This window comes from Veillonella denticariosi JCM 15641 (assembly GCF_002959855.1).
GTDB lineage: Bacteria > Bacillota > Negativicutes > Veillonellales > Veillonellaceae > Veillonella > Veillonella denticariosi.
Genome location: NZ_PPDB01000003.1, coordinates 39,142 through 62,660, shown reverse-complemented (window position 1 = coordinate 62,660; position 23,519 = coordinate 39,142). Strand labels below are relative to the sequence as shown.

21 protein-coding genes are annotated in these 23,519 nt (G+C 45.7%); all 21 read left to right on the top strand.

Annotated elements, in window-relative coordinates:
• The first annotated feature begins 14 nt into the window (after nt 1-14).
• The 21 genes from VEHSUH05_RS02615 to VEHSUH05_RS02515 all read left to right on the top strand — a co-directional run bounded on the left by VEHSUH05_RS02615 (nt 15) and on the right by VEHSUH05_RS02515 (nt 23,485).
• A complete protein-coding gene (locus VEHSUH05_RS02615) occupies nt 15-989 on the top strand; it encodes a purine nucleoside phosphorylase YfiH/LACC1 family protein (RefSeq protein ID WP_105090661.1) in 975 nt (324 codons plus the stop codon).
• A 171-nt stretch (nt 990-1,160) separates the two neighbouring features.
• Nucleotides 1,161-1,847 (top strand): YggS family pyridoxal phosphate-dependent enzyme, encoded by a 687-nt coding sequence (locus VEHSUH05_RS02610; RefSeq protein ID WP_105090660.1) that lies wholly within the window; start codon nt 1,161-1,163, stop codon nt 1,845-1,847.
• 53 nt (nt 1,848-1,900) lie between these two features.
• Nucleotides 1,901-2,392, top strand: a complete 492-nt coding sequence (locus tag VEHSUH05_RS02605; protein ID WP_038117842.1) for a cell division protein SepF — start codon at nt 1,901-1,903, stop codon at nt 2,390-2,392.
• A 26-nt stretch (nt 2,393-2,418) separates the two neighbouring features.
• Nucleotides 2,419-3,213, top strand: a complete 795-nt coding sequence (proC, locus tag VEHSUH05_RS02600) for a pyrroline-5-carboxylate reductase (RefSeq protein WP_105090659.1) — start codon at nt 2,419-2,421, stop codon at nt 3,211-3,213.
• A gap of 2 nt (nt 3,214-3,215) precedes the next feature.
• Nucleotides 3,216-4,001: a YlmH family RNA-binding protein gene (locus tag VEHSUH05_RS02595; RefSeq protein WP_105090658.1), complete on the top strand. Its 786-nt coding sequence runs from the start codon at nt 3,216-3,218 to the stop codon at nt 3,999-4,001.
• Between the two features lie 56 nt (nt 4,002-4,057).
• Nucleotides 4,058-4,705 (top strand): precorrin-2 dehydrogenase/sirohydrochlorin ferrochelatase family protein, encoded by a 648-nt coding sequence (locus VEHSUH05_RS02590; protein ID WP_105090657.1) that lies wholly within the window; start codon nt 4,058-4,060, stop codon nt 4,703-4,705.
• The gene (hemA, locus tag VEHSUH05_RS02585) at nt 4,674-5,945 is read left to right on the top strand and encodes a glutamyl-tRNA reductase (RefSeq protein ID WP_038117836.1); all 1,272 of its coding nucleotides are present in this window, start codon (nt 4,674-4,676) and stop codon (nt 5,943-5,945) included. The genes VEHSUH05_RS02590 and hemA overlap by 32 nt, the downstream gene beginning before the upstream one ends.
• A gap of 4 nt (nt 5,946-5,949) precedes the next feature.
• Nucleotides 5,950-6,888: a hydroxymethylbilane synthase gene (hemC, locus tag VEHSUH05_RS02580; RefSeq protein WP_105090656.1), complete on the top strand. Its 939-nt coding sequence runs from the start codon at nt 5,950-5,952 to the stop codon at nt 6,886-6,888.
• Nucleotides 6,885-8,399: a uroporphyrinogen-III C-methyltransferase gene (cobA, locus tag VEHSUH05_RS02575; RefSeq protein ID WP_105090655.1), complete on the top strand. Its 1,515-nt coding sequence runs from the start codon at nt 6,885-6,887 to the stop codon at nt 8,397-8,399. Before hemC ends, cobA begins: the two co-directional genes overlap by 4 nt.
• 111 nt (nt 8,400-8,510) lie before the next feature.
• Entirely contained in the window at nt 8,511-9,485 is a 975-nt protein-coding gene (hemB, locus tag VEHSUH05_RS02570; RefSeq protein ID WP_105090654.1) for a porphobilinogen synthase, read from the top strand.
• A 9-nt stretch (nt 9,486-9,494) separates the two neighbouring features.
• On the top strand, nt 9,495-10,796 hold the full coding sequence (gene hemL / locus VEHSUH05_RS02565) for a glutamate-1-semialdehyde 2,1-aminomutase (RefSeq protein WP_105090653.1): 1,302 nt from the start codon (nt 9,495-9,497) through the stop codon (nt 10,794-10,796).
• A 69-nt stretch (nt 10,797-10,865) separates the two neighbouring features.
• Nucleotides 10,866-11,327 (top strand): helix-turn-helix domain-containing protein, encoded by a 462-nt coding sequence (locus VEHSUH05_RS02560; RefSeq protein WP_054674665.1) that lies wholly within the window; start codon nt 10,866-10,868, stop codon nt 11,325-11,327.
• A gap of 387 nt (nt 11,328-11,714) precedes the next feature.
• On the top strand, nt 11,715-12,146 hold the full coding sequence (locus VEHSUH05_RS02555) for a hypothetical protein (protein WP_038117819.1): 432 nt from the start codon (nt 11,715-11,717) through the stop codon (nt 12,144-12,146).
• Between the two features lie 208 nt (nt 12,147-12,354).
• The gene (locus tag VEHSUH05_RS02550; protein ID WP_038117817.1) at nt 12,355-13,098 is read left to right on the top strand and encodes a DUF3969 family protein; all 744 of its coding nucleotides are present in this window, start codon (nt 12,355-12,357) and stop codon (nt 13,096-13,098) included.
• Nucleotides 13,099-13,310: 212 nt separating this feature from the next.
• A complete protein-coding gene (locus VEHSUH05_RS02545; protein WP_054674666.1) occupies nt 13,311-13,730 on the top strand; it encodes a hypothetical protein in 420 nt (139 codons plus the stop codon).
• A 245-nt stretch (nt 13,731-13,975) separates the two neighbouring features.
• Nucleotides 13,976-14,743: a M48 family metallopeptidase gene (locus tag VEHSUH05_RS02540; protein ID WP_105090652.1), complete on the top strand. Its 768-nt coding sequence runs from the start codon at nt 13,976-13,978 to the stop codon at nt 14,741-14,743.
• Between the two features lie 12 nt (nt 14,744-14,755).
• On the top strand, nt 14,756-18,163 hold the full coding sequence (locus tag VEHSUH05_RS02535) for a DNA polymerase III subunit alpha (protein WP_105090651.1): 3,408 nt from the start codon (nt 14,756-14,758) through the stop codon (nt 18,161-18,163).
• Nucleotides 18,164-18,288: 125 nt separating this feature from the next.
• Nucleotides 18,289-20,037, top strand: coding sequence for a pyruvate kinase (gene pyk, locus VEHSUH05_RS02530; RefSeq protein WP_105090650.1), 1,749 nt, complete (start codon nt 18,289-18,291; stop codon nt 20,035-20,037).
• A 91-nt stretch (nt 20,038-20,128) separates the two neighbouring features.
• Nucleotides 20,129-20,872, top strand: a complete 744-nt coding sequence (locus VEHSUH05_RS02525) for a Bax inhibitor-1/YccA family protein (RefSeq protein ID WP_105090649.1) — start codon at nt 20,129-20,131, stop codon at nt 20,870-20,872.
• Nucleotides 20,873-20,889: 17 nt separating this feature from the next.
• Nucleotides 20,890-21,801 (top strand): LysR family transcriptional regulator, encoded by a 912-nt coding sequence (locus VEHSUH05_RS02520; protein WP_054674670.1) that lies wholly within the window; start codon nt 20,890-20,892, stop codon nt 21,799-21,801.
• 280 nt (nt 21,802-22,081) lie between these two features.
• On the top strand, nt 22,082-23,485 hold the full coding sequence (locus VEHSUH05_RS02515) for a DASS family sodium-coupled anion symporter (RefSeq protein ID WP_038117797.1): 1,404 nt from the start codon (nt 22,082-22,084) through the stop codon (nt 23,483-23,485).
• The last annotated feature ends 34 nt before the right edge of the window (nt 23,486-23,519 follow it).

The following is a 23,519-nucleotide window of genomic DNA, read 5'->3' as shown; positions in this document are numbered from 1 at the left end:
GCGTTTTATAACTTATGAAAAATGACGTGGAGCGCATTGATGTCGAAGGCCCTTATGGGAAGTGGTCGTATGAGCAACCTCTGTGGGCTAACCATTTTCCGGTTGTCATGGGGGACACGTACCGTCACGGTGGAGTGTCGGAAAAGCCGTATGATTCTTTAAATTTAGCCTTTCACGTGGGGGACGATCCGGAGTCGGTACGTCGAAATCGTTCTGTTATTACAGACTATTTAGGCGTTGATGCAGGCCGTATTACCTGCGGAAATCAGGTGCATGGCTTAAAGGTTGTAGAGATTACGGAACAGCATATCGGGGCCGGTGCCTTTAACAGCGAGACGGCTGTCGATGATTGCGATGCCATATTTACAAAGATTCCGAATGTGCCGTTATTATTATTTACCGCCGATTGTGTGGGGGTCGGCATTTATGATGCGGCACACCATGCATTGGCTGTAGTGCATGCGGGTTGGCGCGGCGCTATCGACCATTTGCCGGTTCGGACTATCGAAACCATGCATGCTGTATACGGAACAAAGTTCGAAGACTGTTATGTTTACTTGGGTCCCAGCATCGGGCCCGAATCCTTTGAGGTAGACTGCGGGTTAGCGAAGCGATTTGAACAGTCCTGGCTGGTCATGACGAATCGGGAGGTAACGGATCTGGTTCGTTATAGGAACAGCAGTTCGCTTGATGGTATACCGTCGGATTGCTCCGAAAGCTTCGACAGTTCTGATAACGCAATGAATTGTAGGGAAAGTGGCAGTGATATGAATGACCGTGACGCTACATCTGCAGACGTTTATAGAGATAAAGGCTATGTTAATTTGTGGGCTTTTATCGAAGAAGGCCTCATTGTTCACGGTGTGCCTAAAGAACATATCTGCATCGGCGGAACGGACAGCATGATAGCGGCGGATTGTTATTCCTATCGCCGTGAAAATGGTATAACAGGTCGCATGGCATTATTCGGTATGCTTCGGGCGCGATAATGCCGCACCGCGAATATAATTAAAATGCGTAGAAATATACTGTATCATGTCAGAAATTCGCATGGTATATGCGGTAAACGATATACATTCGCGGCTAAATACTATATAATAGAATAGTCTATACTGATATATTTGTTTATTATTATATAGAGATTGAAGGGGGACTTTCACATGATTGAAGAATCCCTGCACGCAGTACAGCAGCGCATGGCGGATGCTATGGCGCGTGCCGGTCGCGTGGATACGGCTATTCTGGTGGCGGTTACAAAGAATCATCCTGTTTCCGCTATTGAAGAGATTTCCGGTCTCGGTGTAACTCATGTGGGGGAAAATCGAGTACAAGAGGCGAAGGAAAAGCAGATGCTCTATAAAGGACCTCGATTGACATGGCATTTGATCGGTCATCTGCAGGTCAACAAGGTGCGTCAGGCGGTTCCTATGTTTGATCTCATTCACTCCGTAGACAGTCGTAAATTATTGGATGAAATCGAGAAGGTGGCTGCAAAGCACGATAAGGTGCAGGACATATTGTTGCAGGTCAATATAGCCCGTGAGGAGTCGAAGTCCGGCATGTCCGTCGAGGAATTTCCGGATATTCGGGATTACGCGAAGACGTTGCCTCATGTGCGGGTTCGGGGAATGATGTGCATCGCGCCTTTCTTTGATGATCCGGAGGAAGCACGTCCCATCTTCCGCGTAGCTCATGCCTTGTATGAGGATATGAAACGCTATTTCGAAGAAGGGCAGATTCAATATTTATCTATGGGGATGACTCACGACTTTGAGGTGGCTTTGGAAGAGGGCGCCAACATCGTTCGTGTAGGCACAGCCATCTTTGGGGAACGTGTATATTACTAAATTTTTGTATTACTCAGTTTATACCGCGTTAGTTTTATCAGGAGGAAAAATCCATGGCATTGGGAGATTACTTAGACAAAGCAAAAAACTTATTCTTAGCGAAAAATGATGACGACTATGAATATGATGATTACGATTATGAAGATGAAGAGGAATACGAGGATGAAATCGCTCCTGTAGCAGCGGCCCCTGTATCCGGCGCATCTGAATTTCATCCACGCAAGGTAGGAGGCCAATCTACAATGACACAACGTCCAACGGCAATGAAAGTAATTGTTATTGAACCAAAGGTATTTGAGGATTCTGAAAATATTACGCATCAATTGCGCGATATGCGTCCCGTATTGATCAATTTTGAAAATACGGATCCTCATGAAGCCGCTCGTATTGTAGATTTCGTATCCGGCGCGACCTTTGCCTTGGATGGAAAATTGGAAAAGGTAGGTAAGGACATTTTCATGTGCGTACCTGTTAACATTTCTATTGATTACAATGATAATGAAAGCAGCACCGAGCAAAACGAATATTCTTGGCAAAATAAATAAATTCCCTGAAAATGGCGGTGACAAATATGTTAGGTAAAACCTTATGTATCGGTGTCGGCTCGATGGGCGGAGCTCTGCTTCGCGGTGCGTTGCAGCATGGCGTGTTACAAGCGTGTGACACGCATATTCTGGTGCGTCGCGAGGAACAATGCCGGGAATTGAACGATGAATTGGGTGTTGCAGGATTTACCGCGATGCCTGATGTAAGGAACTATAATACCATATTGCTGGCCGTAAAGCCTCAGGTGTTACCGGCTGTGCTGGAGGAATTGAGCCAAGTAGCATACGGGACGACGATGATATCCGTAGCCGCCGGGGTTACATTGGATACTTTGAAAGAAGCTGTTCCACAAGCTAAATGGTTCAGAGCTATGCCTAATACACCGGCAGCCATAGGGGTAGGCATGACCGCTCTCACCGGGGATGATATGGAAACGGACGTAGCCCGCGGTGTGCAGGCTTTGTTCGAAGCCGTCGGAGAAGTGGCGGTGGTGAGCGAAGCCGATCTTGACCGATTGGGCGCTTTATCCGGAGCCGGTCCCGGCTATATGTTTGTCATTCTCGATGCCTTAGCCGATGCGGGCGTTCGTATCGGACTGCCTCGTCAACTGGCCATTAAGGCTGCCGCACAGACCATGTACGGTGCCGGTAAGATGGCCCTTGATAGCGGGCTGCATCCGGCTGTGTTACGCGATCAGGTAACGAGCCCGGGAGGTACGACTATCGCCGGTATCGGGGCTATGGAAAAGGGCGGATTGCGCAGTGCCATCCAGGACGGTGTTGCGGCATGCCTTGCTCGGTCGAATGAATTGGGGAAATAATTTTGGCAGATACTAGTAAATTAATTCGATATTTTGAAGCCAGCGGTAGCGGCGAAGAAGCGCGCCGTATGCTGGACCTTGCGGAGCAGGTGGTAAAGGGCAAGCCCTATCGTGTGGCGGACTTTACGAGCCCTGCGGGCCTTGTTATCGCCGATGCGATAAAGGCGAATTATCCGCAGCTGTCGGTGAAAACCGATGGCGGTTATGAAGGGGCGGAACGTATCCGCATCGCCTTTGTAGATAGCGACTTTAACGGTACTGTGGACATGGGTATCCGCGCGTTAAAGGTGAACTGGGACCCTCGGTTCCGATTGCTCACTCATCGCGATGTACTGGGCTCTTTGATGGGTCTCGGTATTGATCGCTCCAAATTCGGTGATGTAATCGTACAGCAGGGGGGCGCTCAAATCCTGGTGGATGAAAGCGTAGCGGACTTTGTCATTCAGAACTTTACGAAGATTGCTATGGTTTCCGTGTTTGTAGAGCCGATTGAGCTTGCGGACATTGCCCCGAAGGAAGAAAAAATTAAAGAAGTACGTACTACTGTCGCATCTTTGCGTTTAGATGCGGTGGCAAGTTCCGGGTTCAGCGTATCCCGAACCAAATTGGTGAGCGCTATCAACGCCGGATTACTGCAGGTAAACTGGCAACCGGCTAAGGGGGCATCTCAAGAGGTAAAAGAGGGAGATGTCATTTCCATGCGCGGTCGTGGCCGAATGAAGGTGGAAGCCATTACAGGTACATCCCGAAAGGGGCGTATCGGCGTATACCTTAAACGATTTATGTAGGCAATTAAAAATCGGCTTGACCATCAAGCCGATTTTTTTATTATAGCAGGTGAGTTATGGTATCCATCACATTTCAACCCACAACTGAAGATATGATTTTGTTCATCGGCGGCGGTGAGGTGGCGGAGAGACGGATTCGACTATTTATCGATGAGCCCTGCCGGATTGTGGTTATAGCGCCGTCTGCGACGGCAGCGGTCGGTACCTGGGACAGAGAAAAACGTCTCACCTGGCATGAGAGGGCTTTCACGGAAGATGATGAATCACTCATCGCTCAAAGCAGATTGTTGTTTGTCTGCACGGATAATCATGAATTAAATGATCGATTATATGAATTAGGTCAGGCCCATCGCGTGTGGACGAATCGTAGCGATAACCCGTCAGCGTGTACTTTCACAGTGCCGTCCTCGCTGGATCTGGGTGATTTACATATCGCCATCGGTGCCAATCATGCGGGGCCGCGTATCAATCGGCTGGTGAGACGAGATATGATGAATCATTATGATCAGTTGCAAAAGGCTATGCCCGGACTTAAAATATTTAGAGAAGAAGTAAAGTTACTGCTTCCCACACCGGAGGCCCGTCAGCAGTTCTGGCGGGACCATTTAACGGAGGATACATTTGAAGCCATTCTCAAGGGAGAGTGGAGAAGTATAGAGGAGAAACTACGCCATGCAATTAGTGGTATTAGGTCTAAATCATAGAAGTGCCGCTGTGGAGGTGCGTGAACGTTTCTCGTTTGAAAAGGACGAGGTAGTCGAAGCACTGAACCGCCTCTATGAGTATGATTCTATTTCAGAATGCGTTATATTATCCACATGTAACAGAACGGAAATTTATGCCGTTTTAGAGGATGTGGACTGCCCGAAGACGTATATGTTAAGGCTGTTACAAGACTTGAAGGGCGCCGAGGCAATTGATGAGAAAGCATTCTTTTTCTATGAGGAAAGAGATTGTATTGAGCATCTGTTCCGTGTGTCCGCCAGTCTCGATTCCCTTGTGTTGGGGGAAGGCCAGATTTTGAGTCAGTTAAAGGGGGCTTATATTCAGGCGTATAGCGCAGGCTGTACAGGTACAATTTTTAATATTCTATTTCAACGTGCCATCGGTGTCGGTAAAAAGGTACGTACCAATACGGGTATTGCGAATACGCCGGTATCGGTCAGCTATACGGCTGTCAATCTTGCGGAGGACAGTCTGGATAAACCGTTATCCGAGGCGACGGTTCTCATCTTAGGGGCCGGAACGATGAGCGAATTGACGGCGACCCACTTGCAGGCAAAAGGGGTAAAGACCATATTCGTGTCGAACCGTACCTTTGCTAAGGCGGAAGCGTTGGCAAAACGTTTCAACGGTAAAGCGGTCAAGCTCGATCATTTCGTGGAACAGGCGAAGAATGCGGATATTCTCATCACATCGACGGGGGCGCCGCATTATATCATCACCCCTAAAGAAGCGAAAAAAATCGTTCAACTGCGCGAAGGAGAACCGATTGTTATGATCGACATCGCCGTACCGCGCGATATTGATCCGGCTGTGGCTGATATCGATGGAATTTATTTATTTAATATTGACTCTCTTGAAAGCGTCGTAGAAGAAAATAAGGCGCAACGCGAGGAAGAGGCGCGTCGGGCTGAACCGATCATTCACGAAGCCATCGAAGATTTATTGGATAAGCTAAGTTATTTATCCGTTCGTCCTATGATGGCCTTATTGACGGAGAAGGCTGAGCGCATACGAAGTCGTGAATTACACAGGGCGCTCGCTAAATTACCGGATATTTCCGATAAGGAGCGACGCATTATGGACTCTATGAGTCGTATGATTACCCGTAAGATTTTACGGGAACCTATGATTCACTTCAATGAAATCGCAGGTACGGAGGAAGAAGGTCTGTACTGGGAATTATTCAAAGATATGTTTAATCTTGAGAAAGAAGGCTGATGCCATGAGAGATCATATTCGTATCGGCACGCGAAAAAGTGCCCTTGCCCTATGGCAGGCTGAACATATTAGTGCGGAATTGAAGCGTCTGTATCCCGGCGTTTCAGTGGAGCTGGTTCACTTTAATACAAAAGGGGACCGTATCTTGGAAAAACCGCTCGCTCAAGTGGGCGGCAAGGGATTATTCACGGCGGAACTGGAAGCGGCTATGCACGACGGAGACATCGATATTGCCGTACATAGCCTGAAGGATATGCCTACGGAATTACCGGAAGGCTTGACCTTAGGTGCTATATCCGTTCGTGAAGTTCCCTATGATGCCCTTGTGAGCCCTGAGTATAAGACACTTGATAAATTGCCTCAAGGTGCCCGCATCGGTACGAGCAGTTTACGTCGTCAGGCACAGCTGCTTCATGTGCGTCCCGATTTACGCGTAGAGGTTATCCGCGGCAATGTACAGACACGTCTCAGTAAGATAGAGACGGACAATCTGGATGGCGTCGTGTTGGCGCAGGCCGGTCTTAAACGGCTAGGTCTGGAGAATCAGATTACGCAGGTGTTTACGGCGGATGAAATGATTCCTGCTGTGGGCCAGGGGGCGCTTGCTATCGAGTGCCGTGCGGATGATTCGGAAATGCTCGAAATGCTGGCGCCTATCAATGATGAAGCAACGCGTTATGCCGTAGAAGGGGAGCGCAGTTTTCTGCGTCAACTCAACGGCGGTTGCCAGGTGCCGATGGGCGTTCACGGCACCATCGAAAAGGGGCAGCTACGATTAAAGGCGATGATTGCATCCCTTGACGGCAGGACCGTATATGAAGGTGAGATTTCCGGCCCCGCTAAAAAGGGTGAAATTCTCGGGAAAAATCTTGCGAGAGCTTTATATGAAGAAGGGGGCAAGCATATTGTGGAAGCCCTTATAGAGGAAGGAATCATAAAATGACAGGTATGGTATATCTAATCGGTGCAGGCCCCGGTGATGTAAAATTAATTACCGTAAAAGGTCGAGAGTGCATCGAGCGTGCAGATGTAATTGTATATGACTATTTGGCGGATGCTCATCTGTTAGAATGGGCCCGTCCCGATGCGGAACTCATTTATGCGGGTAAACAGTGTAAGGATCACACGATGCATCAATGGGAAATCAATGAATTATTGGTGCAAAAAGGGAAAGAAGGTAAAATCGTGGCCCGTCTGAAGGGCGGTGATCCGCTCGTGTTCGGTCGTGGCGGAGAAGAGGCTATGGCCCTTGGCGAAGCCGGTGTTCCCTTTGAATTTGTTCCCGGCGTTACTTCGCCGATTGCGGCGCCTGCTTATGCGGGAATTCCTGTAACGCAACGGGCTATGGCCACATCCTTTGCGGTTGTTACGGGCCATGAGGATCCGACAAAATCCGTTTCCGGCATTCATTGGGAAGGCCTTGCGACTGCGGTGGATACACTTTGCTTTGTAATGGGTGTCGGCAATTTGCCTGTTATTGCGGAGAAATTGATGACCTACGGTCGCGCGCCGTCTACACCGGTCGCGCTCGTTCGTTGGGGTACGAAGCCTGTACAGGAGGTATTGGTGTCTACCCTTGAACATGTAGTGGAGGATGTGGAGAAGGCTCAGTTAAAAGCCCCTGCCATCATCGTTGTAGGCGATGTGGTAAATCTTCGGGAGAAATTGCAATGGTTCGATAATAAACCGCTGTTCGGTAAAACCGTCGTTGTTACCCGAGCCCGTGCTCAAGCGAGCGCTTTTCGTGAAAAGTTGATGGCACAGGGCGCCAATGTGGTTGAAGCGGCCGCTATCAAGACGATACCGATGGACCTTTTCGATGAGGATAAGCGTATCATCGCGAATGCCAATACATATCAATGCGTGGTATTCACATCCGGTGAAGGTGTTCGCTATTTCTTCGATGCACTTTATAAAGAAGGTAAGGATACACGTGCCTTAGGCTATGCAAAAGTGGCAGCCATCGGTTGTGCGACGGCCCGTGAACTTGGTAAATACGGTATCGTGCCGGATATTATCCCTGCTGATTACAAGGCGGAATCCGCCGTTGAGGCCCTTGAAGAAGAACTGAATGCGGGCGACTCCGTATTGTTGATTCAACCGAAGGTGGCACGTGATGTCATTCCGCGCTGCTTGCGTCACCGCGATATGAATGTAGACATTTTGCGCCTGTACGAAACGACACAGGATACATCTCAACAGGAGGCCTTGATTAATGCGTTGACTGAGGGCTCTGTGGATTACATTACGTTTACAAGCTCCTCTACGGTGACAAATACGATTCAGCTGTTGGGTGAAGATGCATTAAAACTATTGGCTAATACCAGGATTGCCTGTATCGGACCGATTACGGCTGCCACCGCTATGAGTGCGGGTCTTAATCCGCACATTATCAGCGAAGTATATACAACCGATGGCCTAGTTAATGCCATTGTAAAGGATGCTAATGCCTGAATGGGATAGAACATAGCTGGTTTCTGTTTATGAAATCGGTAATACTCTATTGCATATTTATGAGCTGGCGTTCAATTTTAATTAGCCCGTACAGGGCGATAGGAGGATTACATGTACGACTTAACATATCGTCCTCGCCGCTTGCGTATCAATCCTGAAATGCGGGATTTGGTGCGCGAAACGACACTCGACGTATCCGATTTAATTTATCCGTTATTTATCGTTCCCGGTGAAAGTATCAAAAAAGAAATCGACACGTTGCCGGGTCAATACCATTTGTCCGTTGATGAGGCCGTGAAAGTTGCTCAGGAAGCATACGATCTCGGCATTCGCGGCGTAGAAATCTTCGGCATTCCTACCTATAAGGACGAACAGGGTTCCTCAGCATGGGATATGTCGCAGCCTGTACAACAGGCGATTAAAGCGATTCGTCAGGCGGTGCCTAATCTTTTGGTTATCTCTGACGTATGCTTGTGCCAATATACATCGACAGGTCATTGCGGCATGATCGAAGATCACGAAATCCTGAATGATGAAACGTTGCCGCTACTTTGTAAGGTGGCGGTGAGCCAGGCGGAAGCAGGTGCTCATATGGTGGCGCCGTCCGATATGATGGACGGCCGTGTCGGCGCTATCCGTGAAGCCCTCGATGCGGCGGGATATAAAAATGTATCCATCATGAGTTATGCCGCAAAATATGCGTCCGCTTATTACGGTCCGTTCCGTGGCGCCGTAAACTCCGCACCTCAATTCGGGGATCGTAAATCCTATCAGATGGATCCGGGGAACCGATTGGAAGCTTTCAGAGAAATCGAACTCGATATTGCGGAAGGCACGGACATCATCATGATTAAACCGGCATTGTCCTATCTGGACATCGTCCGTGAAGCACGCGACCGCTATGAATTACCGGTGGCCGTATACAATGTGTCCGGAGAATACGCGATGGTTAAATCCGCAGCCGCGGCAGGCCTCATCGACGAGGAACGACTCGTGATGGAGACGATGCTATCCATGAAGCGGGCCGGGGCCAAGATCATCATCACATACCATGCCCTTGATATTGCAAAATGGTTACAACAATAAGGAGAAGCCATGTTACAGTTAGGTAAATCTGAAAAAGCTTTTGATGAGGCGAAGCGGTATATGCCGGGCGGCGTAAACAGTCCGGTGCGTTCGTATCGCAGTGTGGGCTCCAACCCGCCGTTCATCAGCAGTGCCAGCGGCAGCCGCATTTATGATATCGATAATAACGAATACATCGACTACGTATTGAGCTGGGGCCCCATGATTCTGGGGCATGCAAGTCCTGAGGTCATCGCGAGCCTGCAGGAGGCGATTCCGCGCGGTACCAGCTATGGAGCGCCTACGTTGTTAGAAACGGAATTGGCGAAGAAAATTCAGGCCTTCATGCCGTCCATGGAAATGATTCGCCTTGTGAACTCCGGTACGGAGGCGACCATGAGCGCCTTGCGCGTGGCTCGTGGTTATACGGGGCGCGACCGCATCGTTAAATTCGTAGGCTGTTACCATGGACACAGCGATTCTCTCTTGGTGAAAGCAGGCTCCGGCCTCGCTACATTCGGTGTACCGGACAGCCCGGGCGTGCCGCAGGGGGTAGCGGAAAATACAATTACGTTGCCGTATAATGATAGTGATGCGGTGCGTGCACTATTCGATGATATAGGCGATACCATCGCGGCTATTATCGTGGAACCTGTGGCGGGCAACATGGGCTGCGTGCCTCCTGCAGCAGGATTCCTTGAAACCTTGCGGGATGTGACAAAGACGCATGGTGCACTCTTGATTTTTGATGAAGTCATGTGCGGCTTCAGAGCGAGCAGCGGCGGAGCTCAAAAACTGTACAAGATTAAGCCTGACCTTACCTGCCTCGGCAAAATTGTCGGCGGCGGTATGCCGTTGGCCGTATTCGGCGGTGCTCGTGAAATCATGAGTCAAGTCGCTCCGTCCGGTCCGATTTACCAAGCCGGCACGTTGAGCGGCAATCCGATTGCCGTAACTTCCGGCCTTGCCACATTGTCCATCTTGCAACGGGATCCGACCATCTTCAAGCAGGTGGAGGATGCGACCATTGCACTTTGTGACGGACTCAAGCAGTTGGCTGCAAAATATAATGTGCCTGCTACGGTGCAACGCGTGGGGTCCATGTTTACACTGTTCTTTACGGATAAACTGGTCTTGAATTTCGACGATGCAGCGGCCTGCAATGAAGAACATTTCAAACTGTTCTTCCATCATAACTTGAGTCACGGCATTTATTATGCTCCGAGCCCTTATGAAAGCAACTTCGTGTCTATCTGTCATAAGAGCAGTGAAATTGAGCGTACATTGGCTGTGGCTGAGGAAGCTTTCAAAAAAATCAGTGATACATTGTAATTAAAATATAGCCATAATCAAGGCTAACTTGATTATGGTATGTGTGTATTCTCGATATAGGTGATGAACATGCAGTTTTATAAGAACTTAAAGCGTGCTCGCGTGCGCATGGGTAAGAGCCAAATCGAAGTAGCAAAGGCCGTAGGTATCAGTAATGCGGCGCTTTCAAATTACGAAACAGGGTATCGCGAACCGGATTTAGATACACTCTGTGCCCTGTCCCGTTACTATGGACTGACCTTGGATGAACTGTTGGACGTGAATAATACGGTTCATAATCCCATTTATGATCTCAATCCGATTCTGAAAAACAGATATATTGCCTATAAAGGTGATGTATACGAGCTGAAAGAATCTCAAAAACGCGTTCTGTTCCGTGAACTGGACCGCCTGTTTGAGGACTTTGAACGGTCGAAGATAAGCAGCAGTACAAAGCCGAAGACCTATAAACACGGAAACCCTCATATTAACCGTAACGGTCTGGCAAATACGGCAGGAAGCCTTGCTGCGCGTCGTGGTACAAAGAAGTAATCATTTTTGATAGATGATTGTTGTACTTGTATATTGATGGGGTTCAGTACATAACTACATTTAAATAAAAGGAAGGCCTATACTTCTTTGCTCTTCGTGACCTACGGTCGCTGCAAAAGTATAGGCCTTAATTTATAGGACTATAGATGTGAGAATTCTTGATTATATAAAACATATTTATACAAAAAATATTGATTTTATGTTTTTTTTGAGAGATATAATCGAATTAATAAGTTAATATTTAGATGGAAGTGATATAAAAGGAGAGAGGAACTTAATAATAAAATTATTGGTTATACAACTGATGGGGATGAGTTAATGCGGCAAATTAAATTTAATATAGGGAGCGTATATTTTGTATATAGGTAACATAGAGGATTTGTAGGGATGAAATTTAGAACTATTTATTCTATCATTTGGTATATGTTTATAGGTTGCTTTAGCTTGTGGCTGATTTGTGGTTTAGGTTATAAATTCTTTTTTTATGATGCTGTTGAGAAGTCTAGGTCAGAGTTGACACAAGCTTTAAATCTCTATTTCCCTCGAGATTATTATATGATTGATGGAGAGGTTTATGATTCTAATAGAAGAAATCTTTTATCAATAGGTCAATCAATTAATATAAAAAAAGACTCACAACATACAGATTTAAAATCAATAGTACCCTTAAGTGGGAATTGGACTCTCATTAAACAAAATGAGTCTCGTTGTGTCTATGAAAGTCAATCATATAGAATATATGTAACAAAGAATACGCAAGATGATGGGTATATTGTAGTTCTAACTCATAATAACTGGTTGGAAATATTACATTTATAATCAACTTGTTTTGATGCCTAGATATTGGTGGCCATGGCGGTTTAGTGATTTTGATAAATATGTTAATTCAATGTATTGGGAACGGTATTAAATATGGATATAAAAATTTATAGTTAAATTGGTGATTGAGCAGATTATATAGTTGGTATTGTTAAGGAAATCGATAACCTTAGAACTTTAAATATTCCATTATAATAGAGGAAGACATATGGAGATAATAATTAATGAAAAAAGAAATGTTGAATTTTATTTTCTAATCATTGCATTGGGGACAATTCAAGCTTATAGATATAATTGTATTGACTTAAATATATTAGAGTCTTTATTCTACAGGATGGATATGTTACAAATAATCAATGAAGAACATTTATCATCTGAACTGAAGGAGATTACTTTTCAAGGGATGGCGCTTGAGGATGTTGAATCTTGGGTTGGTGGAGTTATACCGACCATTCTGTTAGTGGATACCATAAATGGTATTGATTATGATTGTAAAGCTTTGTTACTAGATCCTGTATATCGTTCTTGCTTCAAGTCTTTTACCTTATTTGATAAAATGCATGGGAATAAGTTTAGTCTTACTATTAAGTTTAATTCATTATTGAGTTTTGAATATATTATGACTATTTTTATGTTAGGCTATACCTATTTTTTGATAGAGCTCGATGATCAATTCTCTGAGACATTTCTTGCTTTTAAAAATAATATTGTCAATGGCATTATGAATTTAAATTATGAGTACTCTGAGTATTTTGTTGAAGTGATGGAGCAATTCAATAGGATTAATATTAATGATGACATATTGAATGTTAAACGCCAAAAATTTTATTTAAAGACAATAAGTATTAATATAAGAGATTATTTCGCTTGTATAAAGAAAGATGAAATAAATGTTGATTTTGATTTTAGTAAATCAGGCGGATTAAAGTATTATGTTATTTCAACTAAGTGAGAGTCTACTTAGGGGAAATAATATTAGTAAAATGTATGGTAATTGATGGTATTTACCTTATATCAACTTAATAAAGTCTTTGATAAATAGAAAATTGATGAATCGGCAACCCGTATAGCCGGTAATGCACCTGGTAGTGGGTTTTATCTTCTGAGTCCAAAAGAGTTGGGTATTCGAGCTATGAGAACTCAATTTGAAATAGAGGATTAATTATGAAAAAAATGGTTTCTTATTTTAATTTATTGCCTTTATCGGTTAAACTTATTTTCGGCTTTACCCTTATATGTGTGATTATCATTTCTTTATTGACAATGGCTGCTTTTTTTAATAGACCGAATCAAATTCAAAAGCTTCAATTATATGAGCAAAAGCTTGTAAGTATATCTTCTCATAAGGTAAGTGAAGAACATTATGCTACAGGTAGGAATGGTCAGGTTTATAATTTTAAAATCACATATAAGAATATTGAATTTGAAAAAGTCAAAGCTTTACTTTCACATGAGAGAATGAAGTGGCGTGAAGATAAAAAAAGTTATAAAATAGGCTACGATTTAAATAATGATATTACTGTTAAACTTGAGGAAAATTCTCTTGATAATAGGGTCGTTGTAGTTTTGACGACAGAGAAGTAGTTAGTAAATAAAAAGAGGTTATTAAATCTTAGCGTATCTAATTGTTGTATTAATCTATTATTATCTTATTAGTTAGGGCGTTGATTACTGTATAACTATAATAATATTATACTTATGTTTAACTTGATGTTTGTATCTTTAATGGAAGATGGTTGATTCGCTTTAATTAACTATCTTCCGTTTTTTATTATGTTATAAATATCGAGAGATTCTATCAAATTCACCAGATTTCTACGTCATTATGAGTGTTTTATGATAAAATAAAAGGTATGAATACTTCAATAACTAGGTCTATTACCTATAATGGCGACAGAATTGAATACGAGTTGACCATCAAGCGCGTGAAGAACATGAATCTGCGTATTACAAAGGATGGTGTCGTCCATGTGTCGGCGAATGCTTATGTGCCGGAGCATCGCATTGACGCCTTTGTTATGGATAATATGCCGTTCATTGAGCGGACCCGATTCAAGATTGATGCGCTCAATGCCAAGCGGATCGAGGCGTTACAGTATGTAGACGGTGAAAGTTTATCTATTCTGGGCTTGCCCATTACGTTGCATGTAATCGAGCAGGACGGAAAGCCTCATATCGGCTTTGACGGCAAGGCACATCTCATGATGTATGTGCCTCATGAGGCGACTTACGAGCACAAACACAAACTGATGCAGGCTTTTTGGCGTCAACTGGGGGACAAGGTGTTTAATCATTGGGCACAGGTTGTGTACAAACGCTTTCACCAGCAACAAATCGATGTGCCTAAGCCGACGGTAAAGCAGCAGCGCATGAAGAGTCGTTGGGGCTCGTGTACGCCGTCAAAGCAGCTCATCAAGATGAATATGCGCCTGTTGGAAGGCCCGCAGGCATATATTGAATATGTTATGGTTCATGAGTTTGCTCATTTTAAATATCTGGATCACTCAAAGAACTTTCACAATCTGGTTGCCCAGTTTCTGCCGGATTGGAAGGCTCGTAAGAAGTCATTGAACGTGTATTTTGCTCATCGCCCTTAAAGGAGGTGTACCATGCAGCCATTTGTACATTTACATAGTCATACGGAATTCAGCTTGCTCGACGGCATCAGCCGTTTGCCTGACATGGTACGTCGTGCGAAGGAGTTGAATCAGCCGGCCTTAGCCATTACGGACCATGGCAATATGTATGCGGCCATTTACTTTTATAAAGAATGTGTAGCGCAGGGCGTTAAGCCCATTATCGGTTGTGAAGTGTATGTAACGGAAAACAGCCGATTTGACCGTCCGGAGGGGCGCAGCCGGGAGCGTTTAAAGCATTTAATCCTCTTGGCAGAGACCATGGAAGGGTATCGGAATCTCGTTAAAATCGTGTCGAAGGCGTCGACGGAGGGAATGTTATACCGTCCGCGTGCGGACCACGAGCTGTTAAGGCAATACAGTAAGGGGATTATTGCCCTCAGTGCCTGCATTCAAGGCGAGATTCCTCAGTATATTTTACAGGATAATATGGAAGGGGCTAAACGCTCCATCGAATGGTATATCGAGACGTACGGCAAGGATAATTTCTTCCTGGAGATTCAAAATCACGGATTGCCGGAGGAATTGAAGGCGCAGGAGAAACTCATCCAGCTCAGTAAGGAATATGGTCTCGGTATTGTCGCCTCTAACGATTTTCACTATGTCTTAAAAGAGGATGCGGATGCACAGGATATCAAGGTTTGTATCTCTACAGGCCGTCGCCGTGCCGAGGTGGATCGCTTAAAGTTCCCTAATGATGAGTTTTATCTAAAATCTGGGGATGAGATGGCAGAGCTATTTGGACATATTCCAGGGGCCATTGAAAATACCTTAAAAATTGCGGATCGATGCAATGTGGTGTTCAATTTCGATGAACATCATTTGCCTCATTTCGATGTGCCGGAAGGGGAAACGGCGGCGTCTTATTTGCGTACCGTCTGTGAACGAGAAATTCCGCGCCTTTACGGTGAACCTACAGATGAACTGATGAAGCGCCTCGATTATGAATTGGGCGTTATCGGTACCATGGGCTTTGAGGATTACTTTCTCATCGTGTGGGATTATGTGCGATATGCACGGGAGCACGATATCTTAGTAGGCCCCGGCCGCGGGTCCGCAGCGGGTTCTGTCGTGGCGTACCTCTTAGGCATTACGGGCCTTGACCCGTTAAAATACGATTTGCTCTTTGAACGGTTCCTCAATCCGGAACGTGTCAGCATGCCCGATATCGATATCGATTTCTGCTATGAAAAGCGGGGGCAGGCTATCGAGTATGTAACGAGAAAATACGGACAGGAGCGGGTATCGCAGATTATTACATTCGGTACCGAAGCGGCGCGTGCCGTTATCCGTGACGTAGGTCGCGTTTTGGACTTGCCTCTGGCCGAGGTGAACCGCATCGCCAAGATGATTCCCAACGAATTGGGTATTACCTTGGATAAGGCTTTACAGGGCAAGGATTTAAAGGTTCTGTACGAATCGGATTCAAATGTAAAAGAACTGTTTGATTTCGGTAAAAAACTGGAAGGGATTGCGCGCAATTCGTCCACCCACGCGGCGGGCGTCGTAATTTCCGCCGACCCGCTCGATGATCACGTACCTGTACAAACTGCCAACGATGAAGGCTTTGTCACTCAGTATGACAAGGATAATATCGAGGAACTGGGCCTCTTGAAGATGGACTTTTTGGGGCTCCGTACCTTGACTGTTATGGGGGATGCCTTAAAGCTCATCAAGGCGAATCGCGGAATTGATTTGGATTTGGATGCGATACCGCTCGATGATGCGGCGGCTTGTGAGCTTCTCACAAAGGGTGACACATCCGGTGTGTTCCAGCTCGAGTCCGAGGGGATTACGAAACTCGTTATGGACCTCAAGCCGGAGCACTTCGAGGATTTGATTCCGTTGGTGGCGCTCTATCGTCCGGGACCGTTAGGATCCGGTATGGTGGCGGACTTTATCGACCGTCGTCACGGTAAAAAAGAGGTTACCTATTTACATCCTATTTTGGAACCGATTTTGAAAGATACCTTCGGTGTTATTCTGTACCAGGAACAGGTTATGCAGATTGCGTCCGCCATGGGCGGATTCTCCCTCGGTCAGGCGGATTTGATGCGCCGCGCCATGGGTAAGAAAAAGGAATCTGTTCTGAAAGCACAGCGAGAGTCCTTTATTCAGGGCTCCGTTAAAAACGGTATCGATGAATCCGTGGCGAATGAAGTATTTGATTTGCTCGTATACTTCGCCGGCTACGGCTTTAATAAATCGCATAGTGCGGCGTATGCGTACATCGCGTATCAGACGGCATATTTGAAAGCCCATTATTTCCCTGAATTCATGGCGGCTACGATGACGAGCTTCATGCAGAACATGCAGAAGTTGACCTACTATATCAATGCCTGCAAGAAGCACAATGTTAAGGTACTAGGCCCAGATATTAACTATTCTGAGCGCAGCTTTGCCGTACAAGATGACTCTATTCGTTTCGGCCTTGGCGGTATCAAGAACGTCGGGGATAATGCCATTGATCGTTTGATTCGTGAGCGCAATGAGCATGGCCTCTATACGGATATTGTGGATTTCTGCAAACGCGTTGATAATAAGGTCGTGAATAAACGTCTTCTTGAAAGCTTAATCCGTTGCGGTGCGATGGACGGATTCAAGGAAAATCGCAATCAGTTGCTCCATATGTATGAAAGCGCTCAGGCTGTAGGTGCCAAGGAGCAGAAGGATGCGGCCATGGGCACCGTGAGTCTCTTCGGTGAAACGGAGGAATCGGCGGATTTCATCGCCGTACCGGATCTGGAGGATTTGCCGGAGGACGATAAGCTGAAGGATGAAAAGGAATATACCGGCTTTTACATTACGGGGCATCCGTTGCAAGGATATGCGAAGGAACTGGATGGACTCTTTGAATTAGGGGCGTTGATGGAAAATCCTGAGCGATATGACGGACAAACCATTACATTCGGCGGCCTCATCGAAAATAAATCGGACCGCATGACAAAACGCAATGAGGTTATGTCCATTTTGCGCATCGAAGATTATTCCGGTGCGGCCAATGTGGTGGCCTTTCCAAAGGTGTTCAGCCAATGTCAGCAATTCCTTGCCGTCGATATGATTGTAAAGGTAAAAGGTCGTGTCGATGCCGATGAAAAGGGTGTGCAAATCATTGCTGACCGGATTTCGCCTCTGAAGGTAAATTATGGTCAGGCGAAGCATATTGCCATCCATATTCACAGCCAATACGATACACCTGAAAACAGTGAGGCGTTAAAACGCATTTTGGTGAATACCGATGGTGGCGTGCCGACGTCGTTATACTTGCATCGTCAGAGAAAGCGCATCAACTTGCCGGCCAGCATGTGCTTCGATCCCAGTGATGAGTCGATTAAGGCTATCGAGGCCGTTTTGGGCGAAGGTGCTGTGGAAATTCAGTAAATTCATATGGCTATTCGTGTTGCATAGGGTACATCTTAGAACTCTATGTATTGATATAATAATGTAAATATGATGTTATAAATTTATTACTTAATGTGAAGAGATATACTCGATTAGGAGAGATTATGAAACGTACCAAAATCGTATGTACCGTGGGTCCGGGGACGGATAAATTCGGTATATTGGAAGATATGATGCGGGCCGGCATGAACGTGGCTCGATTTAACTTCTCTCACGGTACTCATGAAGAGCAGGCGGAACGTATGCAGATGGTGCGTGATGCGGCGATGATTGTGAATAAACCGATTGCTCTCATGCTCGATACAAAGGGACCTGAGGTCCGACTCGGCTTATTCAAGGAGGGGAAGGTGTTCCTCGAAGCGGGGCAACAATTTACATTGACTGCCGATGATGTGGCAGGGACTAAAGAAATCAGTTCCGTCAATCACAAGGGCCTTGTAAAGGACGTATCCGTAGGGGATAAAATCCTCTTAGCGGATGGTCTTGTAACGCTTACCATCGATGCTATTGAAGGAAATAATATCGTTACAACCGTTCAAAACAGCGGAGAAATCGGAAACCGTAAACGCGTGGCCGTACCGGGTGTGGCGCTTAGTTTACCGCCCGTGTCCGAGCAGGATGAAGCGGATTTGCGCTTCGGCTGCCAACAAGGTATCGACTTTGTTGCGGCATCCTTTATGCAACGCGCCAAGGATATCGTAGCTATCCGTCGTATATTGGAATCCGAGCAAAAAGATATCAGAATCATTGCTAAGATTGAAAATGCGGAAGGCGTCAAAAATATTGACGAAATTCTAAAGGTAGCCGACGGTCTTATGGTGGCCCGTGGTGACTTGGGGGTGGAAATTCCCGCCGAAGAGGTGCCGGTACTGCAAAAGATGATGATTGAAAAATGTAATGCTTTGGGTAAACCGGTGATTACGGCAACACAGATGTTGGAATCCATGATTCAGAATCCCCGTCCGACCCGTGCGGAGGCAAGTGACGTGGCCAATGCCATCCTCGACGGGACCGATGCGATTATGCTTTCAGGGGAAACTGCAAACGGTGCCTATCCGGTGGAAGCGGTAACGACGATGACACGCATTGCGGAGGTGACCGAACGCGCCGCTATTTATGACAGTAAGGAGCGGGCCCGCAACGAGGCTGATATGACCACTACCGATGCGGTCTGTGCAGCGAGCGTACGCATTGCTCATAATCTGGACGCATCTGCAATCCTCACGTGTACCGAGTCGGGGCATACGGCAATCAGCGTGGCTCGCCATCGTCCGGATTGTAAGATTATCGCCGTTACACCTCATGAGGAAACGATTCGCCGCATGCAGATATGCTGGGGCGTAGAGGCTATTAAGGGTAATGAAATCGTCAATTCCGATGATATGGTTAAGCGGGCTATTACCGGAGCCCTCAGCGCCGGTGCCATTGAGTCCGGAGATCTTGTTGTGGTCACTGCCGGTGTGCCGTCAGGTGCAACGGGGACGACGAATATGATTCGCGTTCATATCGCGGGGCAGGTGCTCCTGTCCGGCAACGGTATTTTGCGAAAATCCGTTACAGGCAATCTCTTTATCGCCGCAAATCATAAGGGTGATTATGATTCTTTCAAGTCCGGAGATATTCTTGTGGTGGGAACGATGGAGCCGGAATTGATGGCCCTGGCCAAACGGGCGGGCGGCATCATCGCCGTGGAGGACGGCTATACATCGGATAGCGCTATTGCAGGCATTACGTATGGGATCCCTGTCATTTTAGGTGCAAAAAATGCTCATGAAGTGTTGCTTGAAGGTCAAGAGGTGACAATCGACGGCGAACGGGGCAAGGTGTTTGCGGGCATGGCGAATGCGCGATAATTATGTAGCACGATAATATATTGTATATAGAAGGCGTGCGCTATATTGGTATAGCATATATGTTTATAATTTATCAGGAGGAGCGATTATTATGGATCAATTCAATACGGCTCAACCTAGCAATATCGGTGTTGCGCAGGTTGAATATATCGTATCTCAACGTCTGAAAGGTTCTTTCTTGTGGATGATTGTAGGTCTGATTACAACTATAGGCGTCGGCTTAGCATCTCTCATGCAGCCGAACTGGTTACGATTCACCTATGAACATTTCAGTATTATATTATTGGTTGAACTGGGCGTGGTGTTTTTATTCAGTGCTCGCGCTTACAGTGCCAACGTTATGACTTTAAGAGCGATGTTCTTTATCTATAGCGCTTTGAACGGACTTACTTTAACCTTAGTATCATTGAGCTATAATATATTTGAGGTGGTTATTCCTGCGCTGATCGGTACGTTGGCGTTCTTTATCGCTTTTGCCGTTGTAGGGGCGATGACGAAACGCAATTTATCGTCCCTTACGCCTTACGTGTTGGCTGCTTTACTGGGGATGATCATCGTATCCGTTGTGATGATGGTCGGTCGTTATTTTAATGTGGCAATTCTCAGTGTATATAGCGACACGGTAAGCCTTATCCTCGGCTATGTCGGCGTTGTGGTATTCTCCATCTTTACGGCTATCGATGTGAATCGCATCAAGAATACCGTGACCGAGTTGGCTTTAACAGAGGATGAAAGCATTCTTGATCGCGTTGAAATTGCAGGTGCCTTGAGTTTATATCTGGATTTTATTAATCTATTCCTTTCCTTATTGCGGATTTTCGGCAATAAGAGATAATATATAAAGGAGTTATTATGGATGATAGAGAATGGCGTACTTTTGTAACTGTCGTCAACGAGCGGAACATTACGAGAGCGGCCGAAACATTATTTTTATCGCAGCCGGCCTTAAGTTATCGGTTGCGGCATATGGAAAAAGCTTTGGGCCATTCTCTGTTATTGCGTAATGCTGACGGTATTGCTCTGACGGCACAGGGTGAAATCTTTTATGAATACTGTAAGCGCATGCTGCAGGAACAGGAGACACTGGAAAATGCGATGAATTCCGCATCCGGCAAGATTCAAGGTACCTTGAAAATCGCATCGTCCATTAATTTTGCGGATTATGAATTGCCGACTCTGCTGCAATCATTCCGTGAACAATATCCTGATGTTCACATTCAGGTTAAGACGGCTTTCAGCCATCAGGTGGTGAAGATGTTCAACACCGGTGACTGCATGGTGGCCTTTGCCCGCGGTGGTTACGAGGTGTCCGGTGAATCGGAACTGCTTCTGAAAGAACCGTATTGCCTGGTCTACAAGGAGTTGGTGGCTCCGGAGTCGCTTGAGAAAGTGCCGTTCATTCGGTACCAGACGGATGCATCCGTAGCCAATATTATCGAAAACTGGTGCGCCGAACATTTTGAAGGTCCTCCAATGGTTGCGATGGAGGTCAACTCCATGAGTACGTGTCGTCACTTTGTGCGCGCCGGACTGGGATGGTCCATCTTGACCTATATGGGCCTCGGGTCCTGTAAGGATAAAGATATCTACGTGAGTCCGTTGCGCAATAGGGAAGGGCAGTATATTACGCGCGATACCAATATGGTGTACACGAAGGATGCGGCAAACCTTGTGGCGGTGAAAACTTTCATCGAATACGTACGTAATTATTACAAGAAACATACGGTAGTAGATAAGAGTATATTGAGAGAATATAAAGCATAAAATCATGTAAGTGCATGTATACATCAAATTGTGTATGTATACATGCATTTTTTTCATTTTGATATGAAAATCTATAATTAAAATGCATAAAAGGTATGAGATGAAGGTATAAAAGTTTTTATAACCCCTATAAAACTAATCTATTTTTCATAATCCTTATGTCCATTTATAATGAAGATAGACTTAGACCAGGGTTCATAGATAACAGTCGCGTGTTACGTATATCTTGGATAGTGTTAGTATTGATTTTAATGCCTTGTTTAGTAAGAAAGGAAACGACATGGAAAGAATTCTAAAATTAGCCGTTATCGTGCTAATTCCGGTTATCCTCTGGTTCACGACTCCGCCGGAAGGACTTTCAGATACCGCTTGGCGCCTATTTGGTTTCTACATTGCAGGTATCTTAGGTTTGATTTTAAAACCGTATCCAATTCAAATTATTTTATTAGCTGTATTATCCGCTTCCGCATTATTCTTGGACAATGCGAAAGAAATTTTAGTAGGTTATGGCTCCACGGCATTGTGGATGATCATCGCGGCGTTCTCCTTGAGCGTAGCGTTTGGTAAGACCGGCCTTGGTCACCGCGTGGCTTATCACCTGATTCGTGCATTCGGTTCTACCGTATTGCGTTTGGGTTATGTAACAGCACTTCTTGATTTGATTCTATCTCCCGCAACACCTTCTAACACGGCACGTGCGGCCGGTATTATTTATCCGATTAACTTATCCATCGCCGAATCCATCGGTTCTTATCCGGGTGATACGGCGAAACGCGGCGGCTCCTTCATCTTGATGAACGGTTACTTCGTAACAAAGATTACATCCTTCATGTTCTTAACTGCTATGGCTCCGAATGTGTTGGCACTGGACTTCGTTACCAAGATTACAGGTCTCAGCATGACTTGGGGCGAGTGGGCATTAGCTTTGGCACTTCCTGGCCTTGTAATGTTGATCTTTGTTCCTCTTATCGGTTACTGGATTGACCGCCCTGAAAGCGTGGAAATCGACAACAAGAAATTGGCTGCTGACGGTCTTGCTAAATTGGGACCTATGAAGGTATCTGAAAAGATTTTGGCTGTTGTATTCATCCTTGCTCTTATCGGTTGGGCATTGCCTTCCATCGGCGTTGATTTAAGCGCGACCGCAGTAGCATTAGTCGCTATGACTATCGTATTCTTGAGCGGCATCATCACTTGGGATGACATGGTTCAAACTAAAGCTGTTTGGAATACGTTCATCTGGTTCGGTGCCATCCTCGGTTTGTCCACAGCGTTGACTAAAGCTAAATTTTTCGCTTGGCTTGCAACGTTTATGCAAACAAACTTGGCGCTCGATTTTTCACCACTCGTAGTCGTATTGATTCTGTCCGCTATCAGTGTTGTAATCCGTTACTTGTTCGCCTCCAGTACCGCATACATCGCATCCATGCTTCCTGTATTCTTGACGGTAGGTATGGCATCAGGTGTAGATCCGGTTATGTTCGGTCTCGTATTGCTTGCAACAAATGCGTTCGGTGGTCTCGTAACTCACTACGGCGCATCTCCTGGACCTATCATTTACTCCGCAGGTTACAACAACTTGAAAGACTGGTGGACTGCCGGTGGGATCCTTGCTATTTTGAGCTGGATTCTACTCTTCGTTGTTGGTATACCCTGGTGGACTTTCATCGGTATGATCGGTTAATCATATAAATTTATAATACTCATTGTTTTATCGG

Bases quoted from the DNA above. Each gene is read 5' to 3' on its own strand.
- VEHSUH05_RS02615 (WP_105090661.1), top strand. From the start codon at position 15: ATGAAAAATGACGTGGAGCGCATTGATGTCGAAGGCCCTTATGGGAAG.
- VEHSUH05_RS02610 (WP_105090660.1), top strand. From the start codon at position 1,161: ATGATTGAAGAATCCCTGCACGCAGTACAGCAGCGCATGGCGGATGCT.
- VEHSUH05_RS02605 (WP_038117842.1), top strand. From the start codon at position 1,901: ATGGCATTGGGAGATTACTTAGACAAAGCAAAAAACTTATTCTTAGCG.
- proC (WP_105090659.1), top strand. From the start codon at position 2,419: ATGTTAGGTAAAACCTTATGTATCGGTGTCGGCTCGATGGGCGGAGCT.
- VEHSUH05_RS02590 (WP_105090657.1), top strand. From the start codon at position 4,058: ATGGTATCCATCACATTTCAACCCACAACTGAAGATATGATTTTGTTC.
- hemA (WP_038117836.1), top strand. From the start codon at position 4,674: ATGCAATTAGTGGTATTAGGTCTAAATCATAGAAGTGCCGCTGTGGAG.
- hemC (WP_105090656.1), top strand. From the start codon at position 5,950: ATGAGAGATCATATTCGTATCGGCACGCGAAAAAGTGCCCTTGCCCTA.
- cobA (WP_105090655.1), top strand. From the start codon at position 6,885: ATGACAGGTATGGTATATCTAATCGGTGCAGGCCCCGGTGATGTAAAA.
- hemB (WP_105090654.1), top strand. From the start codon at position 8,511: ATGTACGACTTAACATATCGTCCTCGCCGCTTGCGTATCAATCCTGAA.
- hemL (WP_105090653.1), top strand. From the start codon at position 9,495: ATGTTACAGTTAGGTAAATCTGAAAAAGCTTTTGATGAGGCGAAGCGG.
- VEHSUH05_RS02560 (WP_054674665.1), top strand. From the start codon at position 10,866: ATGCAGTTTTATAAGAACTTAAAGCGTGCTCGCGTGCGCATGGGTAAG.
- VEHSUH05_RS02555 (WP_038117819.1), top strand. From the start codon at position 11,715: ATGAAATTTAGAACTATTTATTCTATCATTTGGTATATGTTTATAGGT.
- VEHSUH05_RS02550 (WP_038117817.1), top strand. From the start codon at position 12,355: ATGGAGATAATAATTAATGAAAAAAGAAATGTTGAATTTTATTTTCTA.
- VEHSUH05_RS02545 (WP_054674666.1), top strand. From the start codon at position 13,311: ATGAAAAAAATGGTTTCTTATTTTAATTTATTGCCTTTATCGGTTAAA.
- VEHSUH05_RS02535 (WP_105090651.1), top strand. From the start codon at position 14,756: ATGCAGCCATTTGTACATTTACATAGTCATACGGAATTCAGCTTGCTC.
- pyk (WP_105090650.1), top strand. From the start codon at position 18,289: ATGAAACGTACCAAAATCGTATGTACCGTGGGTCCGGGGACGGATAAA.
- VEHSUH05_RS02525 (WP_105090649.1), top strand. From the start codon at position 20,129: ATGGATCAATTCAATACGGCTCAACCTAGCAATATCGGTGTTGCGCAG.
- VEHSUH05_RS02520 (WP_054674670.1), top strand. From the start codon at position 20,890: ATGGATGATAGAGAATGGCGTACTTTTGTAACTGTCGTCAACGAGCGG.
- VEHSUH05_RS02515 (WP_038117797.1), top strand. From the start codon at position 22,082: ATGGAAAGAATTCTAAAATTAGCCGTTATCGTGCTAATTCCGGTTATC.